The sequence below is a fragment of the Mycobacterium shunyiense genome (genome assembly GCF_058270035.1).
On record NZ_JBZDPT010000040.1, the window covers coordinates 121,453 to 134,101 of the forward strand.

The 12,649-nt window shown below is 66.9% G+C and carries 13 protein-coding genes and 1 riboswitch; of the genes, 4 read left to right on the plus strand and 9 right to left on the minus strand.

Annotated features, from left to right (window positions below):
- Window positions 1-20 precede the first annotated feature (20 nt).
- The 3 genes from AC4ELS_RS21900 to AC4ELS_RS21910 are packed head-to-tail and all read left to right on the plus strand — an operon-like array spanning window position 21 to window position 2,358.
- The gene (locus tag AC4ELS_RS21900) at window positions 21-893 is read left to right on the plus strand and encodes an ABC transporter ATP-binding protein (RefSeq protein WP_499049297.1); all 873 of its coding nucleotides are present in this window, start codon (window positions 21-23) and stop codon (window positions 891-893) included.
- Window positions 890-1,603 (plus strand): fluoroquinolone export ABC transporter permease subunit, encoded by a 714-nt coding sequence (locus AC4ELS_RS21905; protein ID WP_499049299.1) that lies wholly within the window; start codon window positions 890-892, stop codon window positions 1,601-1,603. Before AC4ELS_RS21900 ends, AC4ELS_RS21905 begins: the two co-directional genes overlap by 4 nt.
- Window positions 1,600-2,358 (plus strand): Rv2686c family ABC transporter permease subunit, encoded by a 759-nt coding sequence (locus tag AC4ELS_RS21910; protein ID WP_064883205.1) that lies wholly within the window; start codon window positions 1,600-1,602, stop codon window positions 2,356-2,358. The genes AC4ELS_RS21905 and AC4ELS_RS21910 overlap by 4 nt, the downstream gene beginning before the upstream one ends.
- A 27-nt stretch (window positions 2,359-2,385) precedes the next feature.
- Here AC4ELS_RS21910 and AC4ELS_RS21915 read toward each other — a convergent pair whose 3' ends face one another.
- Together AC4ELS_RS21915 and AC4ELS_RS21920 are read right to left on the minus strand one after the other, a co-directional pair.
- A complete protein-coding gene (locus AC4ELS_RS21915; RefSeq protein ID WP_499049301.1) occupies window positions 2,386-3,255 on the minus strand; it encodes an EamA family transporter in 870 nt (289 codons plus the stop codon).
- Window positions 3,252-3,863, minus strand: a complete 612-nt coding sequence (locus AC4ELS_RS21920) for a TetR/AcrR family transcriptional regulator (RefSeq protein WP_064959357.1) — start codon at window positions 3,861-3,863, stop codon at window positions 3,252-3,254. The genes AC4ELS_RS21915 and AC4ELS_RS21920 overlap by 4 nt, the downstream gene beginning before the upstream one ends.
- Window positions 3,864-3,970: 107 nt before the next feature.
- On the opposite strand from AC4ELS_RS21920, the gene AC4ELS_RS21925 reads away from it, so the two are divergent.
- Entirely contained in the window at window positions 3,971-5,089 is a 1,119-nt protein-coding gene (locus AC4ELS_RS21925) for a DmpA family aminopeptidase (RefSeq protein ID WP_499049303.1), read from the plus strand.
- Here AC4ELS_RS21925 and AC4ELS_RS21930 read toward each other — a convergent pair.
- From AC4ELS_RS21930 to AC4ELS_RS21960, 7 genes are all read right to left on the minus strand, one after another.
- Entirely contained in the window at window positions 5,083-5,430 is a 348-nt protein-coding gene (locus AC4ELS_RS21930) for a hypothetical protein (protein WP_064959359.1), read from the minus strand. The genes AC4ELS_RS21925 and AC4ELS_RS21930 overlap by 7 nt on opposite strands.
- Window positions 5,431-5,520: 90 nt before the next feature.
- The gene (locus AC4ELS_RS21935; RefSeq protein ID WP_499049305.1) at window positions 5,521-6,123 is read right to left on the minus strand and encodes a dTDP-4-dehydrorhamnose 3,5-epimerase family protein; all 603 of its coding nucleotides are present in this window, start codon (window positions 6,121-6,123) and stop codon (window positions 5,521-5,523) included.
- On the minus strand, window positions 6,120-7,115 hold the full coding sequence (gene rfbB, locus AC4ELS_RS21940) for a dTDP-glucose 4,6-dehydratase (protein WP_499049307.1): 996 nt from the start codon (window positions 7,113-7,115) through the stop codon (window positions 6,120-6,122). Before rfbB ends, AC4ELS_RS21935 begins: the two co-directional genes overlap by 4 nt.
- Before the next feature lie 60 nt (window positions 7,116-7,175).
- Entirely contained in the window at window positions 7,176-8,027 is an 852-nt protein-coding gene (locus tag AC4ELS_RS21945) for an LLM class F420-dependent oxidoreductase (protein ID WP_064883191.1), read from the minus strand.
- 24 nt (window positions 8,028-8,051) lie between these two features.
- A complete protein-coding gene (locus tag AC4ELS_RS21950; protein WP_498885449.1) occupies window positions 8,052-8,915 on the minus strand; it encodes an LLM class F420-dependent oxidoreductase in 864 nt (287 codons plus the stop codon).
- Between the two features lie 170 nt (window positions 8,916-9,085).
- The gene (locus AC4ELS_RS21955; protein WP_064883187.1) at window positions 9,086-10,573 is read right to left on the minus strand and encodes an ATP-binding protein; all 1,488 of its coding nucleotides are present in this window, start codon (window positions 10,571-10,573) and stop codon (window positions 9,086-9,088) included.
- Window positions 10,574-10,606: 33 nt separating this feature from the next.
- Window positions 10,607-12,298: an NAD(P)/FAD-dependent oxidoreductase gene (locus AC4ELS_RS21960; RefSeq protein ID WP_064883185.1), complete on the minus strand. Its 1,692-nt coding sequence runs from the start codon at window positions 12,296-12,298 to the stop codon at window positions 10,607-10,609.
- 146 nt (window positions 12,299-12,444) lie between these two features.
- Window positions 12,445-12,631: riboswitch (cobalamin riboswitch) on the plus strand.
- Window positions 12,632-12,649 lie beyond the last annotated feature (18 nt).

Consider the following 12,649-nt stretch of genomic DNA (forward strand, 5'->3'; position numbering starts at 1 on the left):
GTCTGCGCGGAAGGGCACTGATGCACACAGCGACCGATGTCATCGACGTTCGGGGCTTGACTTTCACTTATCCCAAAGCAACTGAGCCGGCCGTACGCGGCATGGACTTCAGCGTCGCGCCGGGGGAGATCTTCGGGTTTCTGGGGCCCAGCGGCGCCGGAAAATCCACCACCCAGAAGCTGCTCATCGGGCTGCTGCGCGGGCATGGCGGCCAGGCCACGGTGTGGGGCCGGGACCCGCTGGACTGGGGGCCGGACTACCACCAGCGCGTGGGTGTGTCCTTCGAACTGCCCAACCACTATCACAAGCTCACCGGGCTGGAGAACCTCAGGTTCTTCGGCTCCCTCTATGACGGGCCGACGGCGGATCCGATGGAATTACTGGACGCGGTCGGTCTCGGTGATGCCGCCAACACCCGGGTTGCCAAGTACTCCAAGGGAATGCAGATGCGGCTGACGTTCGCACGGTCCCTGATCAACAACCCCGAGCTGCTGTTCCTCGACGAGCCCACCTCGGGGCTCGACCCGGTCACCGCCCGCAAGGTCAAGGACATCATCCTGGACCTCAAAGCGCGCGGCCGCACGATCTTCCTCACGACCCACGACATGTCCACGGCCGATGAACTGTGTGACCGGGTGGCCTTCGTCGTCGACGGCGCCATCGTCGCGCTCGACACCCCCGCCGAACTGAAGATCGCCCGCAGCCAACGGCGCGTCCGGGTGCAGTACCGCACTCCCGGCGGACTCGCCACCGCCGAGTACGGGATGGACGGTCTGGCCGACGATCCGGCATTCCATACGATCCTGCGTGAGCATCACGTCGAGACGATCCACAGTCGCGAAGCCAGTCTCAACGATGTCTTCGTCGAGGTCACCGGGCGGCGGTTGTCATGACCCGGTTGCTCACCGCGATCCGGCTGGAACTGACGGTGGCCAACCGGCAGAAGTTCCTGCACGCGGGTGTGTTCTCGGGCCTCATCTGGTTGGCGGTGCTGTTGCCGATGCCGCGCGACCTGCGCCCGGTCATGGAGCCCTACGTGCTCGCCGGCGACACCGCGATCATCGGCTTCTTCTTCATCGGCGGCTCGGTGTTCTTCGAGAAGCAGGAACGCACGCTCGGCGCGATCATCTCCACCCCGTTGCGCTTCTGGGAGTATCTGACAGCCAAACTATCTGTGCTGCTGGCTATCTCGTTGTTCGTGGCGATCGTGGTGTCGACCATCGCCGACGGCTTCACCTACCATCCGGTGCTGCTGGTCCTCGGGGTTGTCCTCGGCACCCTGCTGATGCTGCTGGTCGGGTTCATCACGTCGCTACCGTTCGCCTCGGTCACCGACTGGTTCCTGGCGGCCACCATCCCGCTGGCGGTCATGCTGGTACCCCCGCTGATCTACTACTCGGGGCTCTGGCCCAACGTGATGCTGTACCTCGTGCCCACCCAGGGGCCGGTGCTGCTCTTGGGCGCGGCGTTCGACCAGGTGGCGCTGACGAGCTGGCAGATGCTCTATTCGGTGCTGTATCCCGTGCTGTCGCTCGTGGTCCTGTGGCGGACCGCTCACGTGCTGTTCGGCCGCTACGTCGTCGAAAGGTCGGGTGTGCTGTGACCGCGATATCGAGTTCCGCGACGGGCAGGGCCGTGGCCGCATTCGGCCGCAACGATATCCGGGGCACCTACCGAGATCCGCTGCTGGTCATGGTGGTGTTTGCGCCGGTGATCTGGACTTCGCTGGTGGCGGTCCTGACGCCCGAGGTCACTGAGATGCTGGCGCAGCGTTACGGCTTCGACCTCGTGCCGTACTACCCGTTGGTGCTGACCGCGTTTCTGCTGTTGACCAGCATCATCATCGCCGGGGGTCTGGGCGCGTTCCTGATGCTCGACGAGGTCGATGCCGGCACGATGACCGCACTGCGGGTGACGCCGGTCCCGATGACGACGTTCTTCGGGTATCGCGCGGGAACCGTCATGGTGGTCACCACCGTCTACGTGATCGCGACGCTGTCGTTCAGCGGTCTCCTGGAGCCGGGGCTGACCGGAGCGCTCGTTCCGATCGGGTTGGTCGCCGGCTTGTCGGCGGTGGTGACGCTACTTCTCATTGTCACCATGGCCGGCAACAAGATTCAGGGCATTGCGATGCTGCGTGCACTGGGCATGCTGATCGCGGGGCTGCCGTGCCTGCCCTGGTTCATCGACTCGTCGTGGAACCTGGCCTTCGGTGTGCTGCCGCCGTACTGGGCGGCCAAGGCGTTCTGGGTCGCCAGTGCGCACGGCACGTGGTGGCCGTATCTGCTGGGCGGCGTGGCATACAACCTCGCGATTGCCTGGCCGCTGTTCCGTCGCTTCCTCGCGAAGAACCGCTGACACTTTCCCGCACTGAAAAGCTCGCCGCTAGCCGAGCGGTTCGGCGGGGCGTGCGTGTGCCGACCGCACCGCGCCGATACTGGCGACCGTCACCAGGGCTACGCCCAGGTAGCCGAGCACCCCGATCTGCTGACCGAGCACCACCAGGCCGGCGAGCGCCGCGGTGACCGGTGACAGGCACGTCAGCACCGCGAACGTGGCAGGTGGAAGACGGCGCAGAGAGATCAACTCGAGCGAGTACGGGATGACCGACGACAGCACGCCGACTGTGGCGCCCACCCCGAGTACGCGCCAGTCCAGTACGTTCAGGTGGACCGAGGCGACTGCGAACGGGGCGACGACGACTGCACCCATGGCGGTGGCAAGAGCCAGGCCGTCGACGCGACGGAACTCCACGGCGGTACGTGCAGATGCCAGGATGTAGCCGGCCCAGGCCACCCCCGCGGCGGCCGCGAATCCGAATCCGGTCGCCTCGAAATGCCCGCCGCCCCCGTGCGGCAGACCCAGTGCTGCGACGCCGGCGAAGGCGAGCAACGCCCACAGCCAAGCGGCCCGGCTCTTGCCGGTCACCACCGAAAGGATCAGCGGACCGAGGGCTTCGATGGTCACCGCGACGCCCAGTGGGATCCGCGCGATGGCCAGATAGAAGCAGAAATTCATCGCGCCGAGCGTCGCGGCCAGCGCGAGCGCCGCACCCCAGGCCTGACGAGTCAGGCCCCGCACGGTCGGGCGTACGGCCGCGCACAGGATCACGCCGGCCACCGCAAAGCGGGCGAACAACGCTCCTACGGTGCCGACCGCAGCGAAGAGTCCGACCGCGAACGCCGCCCCCACCTCCTGGCTGACCGCGGCGATCACCACCAGCAGCGCAGCCCCGAGCGGGGCGTGTGTGGTCACGCCGTCACCGGAAGCCGAGCCCCTGTCGCCAGTTCGGCATAGCCGCGCATCAGCCGCAGCGCGGTCGCGCGGTCGAGGTCGGGATCTCGTGCCACGATCCGGTACCCGAGATAGTCCTCCATCGACATGAGGGTCATCGCGATGTCACGGGTGGGCGAGGCGAGTGTGAAGATGCCTGCGGCGGAGCCTGTTTCGAGTATCTGAGCGTACAGGTCGACCTGTCGGTGATAGATGTGCTGGATGTCGCGCCGTTGGTCGAGCACGAACCCGGCGGCCAACACCGCCCGCCAGATTGCCCGCCACTCGGCGTCCTCCGGTCCCGATGGCAGACCGGCGGCGATCATGAACGCGATCTGATCTCGGACATCCTCGGTGCGTTCCACCACCGCGAGGCGGTCGTCGTAGAACTTGCGGTCCGAGCGCTGCGCGAGCGCCGACAACAGCTGGTCCATCTCGCGGAAGTAGTAGCGCACGGCATTGGGGGTCAGGTTGAGCTCAGCTGCCACGTCGGCGATCCGCACGGTGTTCAGATCGTTGCGCTCGATCAGTGCGATCGTGGCGTCGAGGATCTCCTCGCGCCGTTGCGCTTGTCGATTCGGCCGTCCCACAGGTCACATCCTTACCGGTTTTCGCCGATCAGGTTGCATCGAGCGGTGTCCACAGCCATTATTTGCCAATCTTGAAAAAAATTTCGCCACTACCTTCCGGGGGATGCATGTCTGAATGCTCCTCACGTCCACGCGCCCGCGACATCGGCGTCGTCATCGGCGAACACCCAACCGGTCCGAACAACGCCATCACCGATGTGGCGGGAGTGTCCGTCGGACATCACACGGTCCAGCGCTCCGGCCCCAACCCGGTGAACACCGGCGTCACCGTCGTGGTCCCGCACGCGGGGATCTTCACCGAGCCGGTGTTCGCCGGGGCCCACCGGCTCAACGGCAACGGCGAGCTCACCGGTCTGGAATGGATCCGCGAATCCGGCGAGCTCACCACGCCCATCGCGCTGACCAACACCCACAGCGTCGGTGTCGTCCGCGATGCGCTGGTCACGGCACAGGTGCAGGCCCGCGGCGACGGGTTGTACTGGTCTCTGCCGGTGGTCGGCGAGACCTACGACGGGCTGCTGAACGACTGCAACGGCCACCACGTCCAGGCCGAGCACGTGTTCGCCGCACTCGCCGATGCCTCGGACGGGCCGGTCGGTGAAGGCAATGTCGGTGGCGGCACCGGGATGATCTGCCACGGCTTCAAAGGTGGTATCGGCACCGCATCGCGGGTCACCGACACCGTGGGTGGGCAGTACACCGTCGGCGTACTGGTGCAGGCGAATCATGGTCGGCGGGAACGGCTTCGGGTCAACGGTGTGCCGGTCGGGGAGATGGTGGGGCCCGAACTGGTGCCGACACCGGATCTGCCGATCCCTTACCCGGCCGGATCCGGCTCGATCATCGTCGTCGTCGCCACCGATGCGCCGATGCTGCCGCATCAATGCACCCGACTTGCCCAACGCTCCGCCTTGGCGATCGGCCGGGTGGGCGGAACAGGTGAGCAGTACAGCGGCGACATGATGCTGGCGTTCTCGACCGGCAACCGGGGAATCCCGCCCTACGGATGGGACGAGAACCCCGACGCCAACCGGCCCGAAATCGGGGTGCGCATGGTGGCACCGCAGCTGATGACCCGGTTGTTCGACCTGGCCATCGAAGCCACGGAGGAGGCCATCGTCAACGCGTTGGTGGCGGCCGAGACCATGACGGGCCGGGGTGGGTTGACCGCGCACGCACTCGACCACAAGCTGCTGCACTCCGCACTGGTGCTGGAAGGTCATTGACCTAGGTCGGCGGGGCCGCACGGCCGGGGGAGGAACAGCGACCAGCACATGTTCGGCGGCTGCCACGGATACGGAGGCGGCGGGTTGTCGCCTTCCCACACAGTGGACGAGACGTTGCCCTGACCTTGGTTGACGTAGTGGTAGCTGTGGCAGACGTTCCAGTCCCAGCTCGGCCTCGCATCCGCAGGCGTGTTGAACCCACCGCCGTAACCGCCCGGTTCATCGCCGGGGCACCACTGGTACGGGCCGCCGGCCAGGGCGGTCGCCGCGCACACCAAGCTGGTCAGGGCCAGGCCACCGGACACCAGCAAGGTCGCCGTCAACTGGGAAGCTCGGTTCATGGTGGTCTCGTTTCGTCGGGCACGCCTGCGCTGATGCGCCCATCGTCGCCCCACCGGGCTGTCCCGTATGCAGTAGCGGACTACCTCAATTCAGCCCCGGACGCGGGCGCGCAGCTGTTCGACGAAGGAACGGGCCTCGTCCCACGTCGGCAACAGGCCGGTCGCGCGCACCTGCTCCAGCGTCGGGGCGGCAGCGTCGCGTTCGGAAAGGACCGGCTCGTCGATCGGCCAGTCGATCCCGAGATCGGTGGCCAGGATGGTGTGTTCCCGCTCGGGGCTGTACGGCGCCGAACACAGATACATCACCGTCGAGGAATCCTCCATCGACAGGAAGGCGTGGCCGAGGCCCTCCGACAGGTAGACCGATCGCCGGCTGTGCTCGTCGAGCAGCACCGAATCCCATTGCCCGAAAGTCGGGGAACCCACGCGGATGTCGACCACGACGTCGAGCACCGCGCCGCGCACACACGTCACATACTTGGCCTGACTGGGCGGCAGCTCGGAGAAATGCACCCCGCGCAGCACCCCGGCCGCTGACACCGAGCAGTTGGCCTGCCGCAGATCGAAACGGTGTCCGGTCATCTCGGCGAACCCGGCCTCGGTGAACCACTCGAAGAACAGCCCGCGTGCATCGCCGTGCAGCTTCGGTGTGATCTCCCAGGCGCCGGGGATGGTCAGCTCGCGCGTGGTCACTGGCCGCGCCCCGAGTACGCGTCCTCCACGCCCGTTTTCAATGGACCCCACCAGGATTCGTTGTTGCGATACCAGTCGATGGTGTCTGCGAGTCCTTCTTCGAAATCGGTGTGCTTGGGCGCCCAGCCCAGTTCGTCGTGCAGCGTCGACGGGTCGATGGCGTAGCGCAGGTCGTGGCCCTCCCGATCGGTCACATGGTCGAAGTCGTCGCGATCACGGCCCATCAAGCGCAGCAGCGTGCGCATCACCGTGAGGTTGCTGCGCTCGCACTCCGCCCCGATCAGGTACGTCTGCCCGACGCGGCCGTCGGTCAGGATCTGCCAGACCGCCCGGTTGTGGTCGTCCACGTGGATCCAGTCACGCACGTTGGCGCCGGTGCCGTAGAGCTTGGGGCGCCTGCCGGTGAGCACGTTGGTGATCTGGCGCGGGATGAACTTCTCCACATGCTGGTAGGGCCCGTAGTTGTTGGAGCAGTTCGAGATCGTCGCCGGCACGCGATACGACCGCACCCAGGCCCGCACCAGCAGATCGGCGGCGGCCTTGGTCGACGAGTACGGGCTCGACGGGTTGTACGGCGTGGTTTCGGTGAACCGCGCCGGGTCGTCGAGCTCGAGATCGCCGTACACCTCGTCGGTGGAGATGTGGTGCAACCGGACCCCGTGGGCCCGGACCGCCTCCAACACCGTGAACGTGCCGACGACGTTGCTGTGCAGGAACGGTTGCGGGTTCGCCAGGGCATTGTCGACGTGCGTTTCCGCGGCGAAGTGCACGACGGCGTCGGCCTCGGCCACCAACTGGTTCACCAGGGCCGCGTCGGCGATGTCGCCCTGCACCAACCGGACCTGGTCGGCGACCCCCGCCAGGGACTCCCGGCTGCCCGCATAGGTCATCGCATCGAGCACCGTGACCGACGTGGTCAGCGCCTCGCCGACAGCGAGGCGCACGAAGTTCGCGCCGATGAACCCGGCGCCGCCGGTGACCAGTAGCCGCATGCGCCAACCCTATCGGGCGGTGTCGTCATATCCGCACGATCGTCGGCCCTGACTGTGCGGCTACCCCTTCAGGCCGAGCGGCCCGGCCAATTCGGTCAACGTCGGGATCAGCTTGTCCGGACCGCCGAGAACCTGGATCGCGACATGATCGGCACCGTTGGCGACGTGTTGCTGCAGGCGCGCGGCAATGTCACCGGCGGTTCCGTGCGCGACGACCGCGTCGATCAGCTTGTCGCTACCCGGCTTGGCGATGTCGTCCTCGGTGAAACCCAACCGACGCCAGTTGTTGAGGTAATTGCTCAGGTTCAGATAGAAGTCGACGGTCTTGCGTCCGATCGCACGGGCTGCCGCGCTGTCGGTGCTCAGCACCACCTTGTGCTCAGGCGCCAGGAACACCGACTCGCCCAGCACGTCGCGGGCGTGCGCGGTGTGCTCGGGCGTTGTGAGGTACGGGTGGGCGCCCGCGCTGCGCCGTGCCGAGAGCTTCAGCACTTTGTCACCCAGCGCGGCGATCACCAGCCGACTGGTCGGCACCTTTGCCGCGTCCAGTGCGTCGAGGTACTCCACCAACGCGTCGTAGGGCTTGCGGTATTCGTCGGTGTGCTCTGGATGCCCGACCCCGACGCCGAGCAGGAACCGGCCCGGATACGCGGCCTCGATGCGGTGGAACGATTCGGCGACCGCCGCGGCGTCGGCCGTCCAGATGTTGACGATGCCGGTGGCCAACTGCAGCGTCTGCGTGCGTTCCAGGATGGGTTCGGCGAAAGACAGATCGGCGGCCGGCGAACCGCCGACCCACAGCGCGCCGTACCCGAGCTTCTCGACCTCGGCGGCCTGCTCGGGCTGCACCGCCCCGAACGTCCACACGCCGTAGCGGCCCAGATCCGGCTTGAGTGAGAGCGATTCGGTCATCTGAGCGTCCTTTTCTCTGGTCCTCTAGGCCAGGCCGAGCGGCCCGGCGAGTTCGGCCAGTGCCGGTACCAGTTTGTCCGGTGACGTCAACACTTGCACAGGTACGTGGTCGGCGCCCGCATCACGGTGCTGCCGCAGCCGGGCCGCCACGTCCTCCACCGTGCCATGCGCGACGACCGCGTCGATGAACCGGTCACTGCCCGGCTTGGCCAGATCCTCGTCGGTGAACCCGAGCCGTTTGAAGTTGTTGAGGTAGTTGGACAGTCCGAGATAGATGTCGAGCGCCTTGCGGCCGACGGCGCGCGCCTTGTCCTGATCGGTGGTCAGCACCACCTTGTGCTCGGGGGCCAGAAACGCTGCGGGCCCGATCAACTCGCGGGCCGTCGCGGTGTGTTCCGGGGTGGTCAGGTACGGGTGCGCGCCGGCGGAGCGGGCCGCCGACAGTTGCAGCACCTTGGGTCCGAGCGCGGCCACCACGCGGCGGTGCCGCGGCACGCCGTACTCATCGAGCCTGTCCAGATAATCGGTGAGCGCATCGAGCGGTTTGCGGTATTCGCCGATCGCCTCACGGTGCCCGACGCCGATGCCGAGCAGGAACCGGCCCGGATAGGCCGTCTCGATGCGGTGGAACGATCCTGCCACCGCCTCGGCGTCGGCTGACCAGATGTTCACGATGCCGGTGGCCAGCTGCAAAGTGTCGGTGGCGGCCAGGATCGGGTCGATCCACTCCAGCTCGGCAGGCGGTGATCCGCCGGCCCAGATCGCGCCGTAACCCAGCGCCTCGATGTCGCGCAACTGCTCGGGCGACAGTTGTTGGAACTGCAGGTAGTGGCCGAACGCACCGAACGTGCCGAGATCGGGCTTGGCGCCCACCGTGGTCTGGGTCATGAACGTCTCAACCGGTGTGTGGGTGGGGGCTATTCCGGGCGAATCACGCTGATTCTGGATCTGGCCGGGCCGGCGCCGCCCGCCTTGGCCACTCCAGCGTGACGCTCGACGCTGAGCGCCACTCCAGCGTGACAATCACAGGCGAACCGGCACGGCAGATCTGCCCGGCATCACTCCGACGCTGGAGTCTCCGCGGCCTGGCCCTCGGGCGCCGGCGCCTGCAGCGGCAACAGCACGATGAACCGGGTGTCACCCGGCTCGGACTGCACCCGCAGATCCCCGTGGTGCTTTTCCACCACGATGCGCCAGGCCAGGTCCAAGCCCAGGCCGGTGCCCTCGCCGAACGGCTTGGTGGTGAAGAACGGCGTGAAGATCCGGTTGATGTCCTCGGCCGGAATGCCCGGCCCGTCGTCGCAGATCTCCACCCGGATCATCTCGTCGGTCTCCCGGCTCGTGCGCAGCGTCAGCGTTCCGTGACCGTCCATCGCCTGGATGGCGTTGTCGATGATGTTGGTCCACACCTGATTGAGATCGCCTGGGTAGCAATGCAATTCGGGCAGCGACTTGTCAAGGTCCTTGCACAGGCTGACGGGCTTGTCCTTGCCGATCTTGTCGCCGAACATCATCAGCGTGCTGCGCAGCAGTTCGTGGACGTCGGCGCTCTGATAGTCGCCGCGGTCCATCTGCGAATACTGCTTGGCGCCGGCCAACAGCGCCGAGATCCGCTTGCTCGCCTCGGCGATCTCGTTCATCCGCAGTTCGGTGTCGATGGTGTACTTCAGCCAACCCAGGGCCGCCTGCAGCGTCGCCGACGCCTCCCCGTCTTTGAGCGCATCGTCGACGGACGCCGAGATACGTTCCAGCCAGTCGATGTCGAGACCGGCTTCGACGAAGGTCGGGGCATAGTCCCAGGCACCCACGATGTCGTGGTCCTCGAGCCAGTCGCCCATCTCGTCCTCGCGATCGGAGGTCTCCAGCGCCGTGAGCTCCAGCCCCTTGTGCTTGGCGACCTGCTCGGCGACCTCGTCCTGGATGGTCACCAGCATCCGCAGCGCCTGCGGGGTGAACTTGCCGTCGGCCAGCATCGCCAGCTTGTGCCGCATCTTGCCGACGCCCTCGCGCAGGTCGGCCACGGCACGAGCGGTGGCCGCCGCCGGGTTGTTCAGCTGATGGGTCAGGCCCGCGGTGATGTTGCCGAGCGCCAGCAGCTTCTCGCGCTGACCGATGATCTGGCTCTGCCGACGACCACCGACCTTGTGTCCCTCCAGCAGGTGCACCGCCATCGGGAACTGGGATTGCATGAACCCCGCGAAGGCATTGGCGTCCAGGACGAACACCCGCGACGGCTTCGTCAGGCGCACCGACGCCTCGTAGACGTGTTCCTCGCCGGGGATGTAGGCCGACCAAGCGCCGAAGTACACGCCGCGCATCGAGGTGCGGTTGGTCTGGATGTCGACGCCGCCGGAGCGCTTCGACATCACCAGCTCACCGTCGAGCATCACGTAGAAGCACGTCGCCGGATCACCCTCGGTGACGATCGGGCCTGCCGGGAACGTCTCGATGCTGCCGGCCTGGCACAACGTGTCGAGCTGCCCGTCGGACAAATGCTCGAACAGGAACAGTGTTCTCAGTTCGTCCCGCACGCAGGTCTCGCCCATATCCGTCCTCAACTCCTCAGGCCTCGCCGGCCATCACGCTTCTGCCAGGTAGCGGTGCACCAACATGACCGCCATCGACCCTTCGCCGACGGCGGCGGCCACCCGCTTGGCGGACTCGGCACGCACATCTCCTGCAACAAACACACCGGGCACACTTGTTTCCAGGTGATGTGGCGGACGTTCCAGCCCCCAGCCGCACACGTCGCGCAGGTCGGGGCCGGCCAGGATGAACCCGTGGTCGTCGCGGGCCACCACGCCGTCGAGCCAGTCGGTGCGCGGGGTCGCGCCGATGAAGCAGCACAGGCGCGTTGCAGGCACCTCCTCGTGCTCGCCGGTCTGCCTGTTCACCAGCTCGAGTCCCACCAGATGATCGTCCTCACCGATGGCGCCGACCACCTCGGTGCAGGTGCGGACGTGGATGTTCGGCGTCTGCTCGATCTGCTGGATCAGGTAGAACGACATCGACGCTTCCAGCGACGGTCCGCGCACCAGCAGCGTGACCGACTTGGCCTCGCGCGACATGAACATCGCGGCTTGCCCGGCGGAGTTGGCGCCGCCGACGATGTAGACGTCCTCTCCCTTGCACTCGGAGGCGTCGGACACCGAGGCTCCGTAGTAGACCCCGCGGCCGACGTAGTTGTTCGGGTTGTCGGGATCGGTCCAACAGCCCGGCACCGGGAGCTGGCGGTACTCGACGCCGGTGGCCAGGATGACTGCGCGGGCGCCGATGGTCTCCCCGTCGGCGAAGGTGATGGTGCGGGCCGCGCCCGCGATGTCGAGTGCGACGGCTTCGCGGGTGGTGATCACCTCGGCGCCGAAGCGCTCGGCCTGTCGGCGGGCCGAGGTGGCCAGTTCGGCTCCTGACACCCCCGTCGGGAAGCCCAGATAGTTCTCGATCCGCGAACTGCGGCCGGCCTGCCCACCGGTGGTGGTGCCCTCGATCAGCACCGTCCGCAGGCCCTCGGAGGCGCCGTACACCGCGGCAGCAAGGCCTGCCGGGCCACCGCCGATCACCGCGAGGTCATACATGGTCAGTGATGGGGTGGTCGACAGACCCAGCATGTCGGCGAGCTCACCGTCACTCGGTTCGACCAGCGTCTCGCCGCCCTCGGTGATCACCACGGGAAGTTGCAGGCCGTCGAGCCCCGCGGCTTCCAGGAGCTGGCGACCCATCGGCTCGTCGGTGGTGAACGCACGGAAGGTGTGCTGGTTGCGGGCCAGGAACTGGCGCACCTCCCAGGACCGCGAACTCCACTGGTGGCCGATCACCTTGGTGTGCGGGATGGCCCGGTCGCCGACGGTGTGCCACTGCTCCAGCAGGCCGTCGATCACCGGGTACAGCTTCTCCTCGGGCGGATCCCACGGCTTGAGCAGGTAGTGGTCGAGGTCGACGACGTTGATGGCGTCGATCGCGGCGGTGGTGTCGGCATATGCCGTCAACAGCACACGCCGGGCCATCGGGTAGAGGTCCATCGCGGATTCGAGGAATTCGATGCCGCTCATCTGCGGCATCCGGTAGTCGGCGACGAACACCGCGACGGTGTCGCCACGCAGCTTCAGTTCGTTGAGGGTCTCCAGGGCGTCCGGGCCGGATTCGGCGCGCACGATCCGGTACCGCTCGCCGTAGTGACGGCGTAGGTCCCGGGCAACTGCGCGGGACACCGCGGGATCGTCGTCGACGGTCAGGATTACGGGTTTACGGGGCTGGGAGGCGGGGCCGGTCATCGCTGCTAATTATGCGCCCCGCCGCAGCGGCGCGTCGGCCGCCTCGGTGGCCTGTGGCTACGCGAGGCGACGACGCGAGGCAACGGCGCGAGCCAACTACGCGAGGCAACACTGTGGGCGTCGGCCAATGAGTCAAAGGCCTGCGCCGGCACGGCATGTAAGAATGTCGCCGGTAAGGCGATGACGACAGTGAGGAAGCCGGTGCGAATCCGGCGCGGTCCCGCCACTGTCATCGGGGAGTGACCCTCATCGGCCACGGCTCTCAAAGGGGCTGGAAGGCGAGGCGAACGGTGATCCGAAAGCCAGGAGACTCACGTCATCGCGTCCTGCGATCCGGGGCGGTGTACCCCG

Bases quoted from the DNA above. Each gene is read 5' to 3' on its own strand.
- AC4ELS_RS21950 (WP_498885449.1), bottom strand. From the start codon at position 8,915: ATGACCCAGACCACGGTGGGCGCCAAGCCCGATCTCGGCACGTTCGGT.
- rfbB (WP_499049307.1), bottom strand. From the start codon at position 7,115: ATGCGGCTACTGGTCACCGGCGGCGCCGGGTTCATCGGCGCGAACTTC.
- AC4ELS_RS21905 (WP_499049299.1), top strand. From the start codon at position 890: ATGACCCGGTTGCTCACCGCGATCCGGCTGGAACTGACGGTGGCCAAC.
- AC4ELS_RS21960 (WP_064883185.1), bottom strand. From the start codon at position 12,298: ATGACCGGCCCCGCCTCCCAGCCCCGTAAACCCGTAATCCTGACCGTC.
- AC4ELS_RS21925 (WP_499049303.1), top strand. From the start codon at position 3,971: ATGTCTGAATGCTCCTCACGTCCACGCGCCCGCGACATCGGCGTCGTC.
- AC4ELS_RS21930 (WP_064959359.1), bottom strand. From the start codon at position 5,430: ATGAACCGAGCTTCCCAGTTGACGGCGACCTTGCTGGTGTCCGGTGGC.
- AC4ELS_RS21945 (WP_064883191.1), bottom strand. From the start codon at position 8,027: ATGACCGAATCGCTCTCACTCAAGCCGGATCTGGGCCGCTACGGCGTG.
- AC4ELS_RS21900 (WP_499049297.1), top strand. From the start codon at position 21: ATGCACACAGCGACCGATGTCATCGACGTTCGGGGCTTGACTTTCACT.
- AC4ELS_RS21955 (WP_064883187.1), bottom strand. From the start codon at position 10,573: ATGGGCGAGACCTGCGTGCGGGACGAACTGAGAACACTGTTCCTGTTC.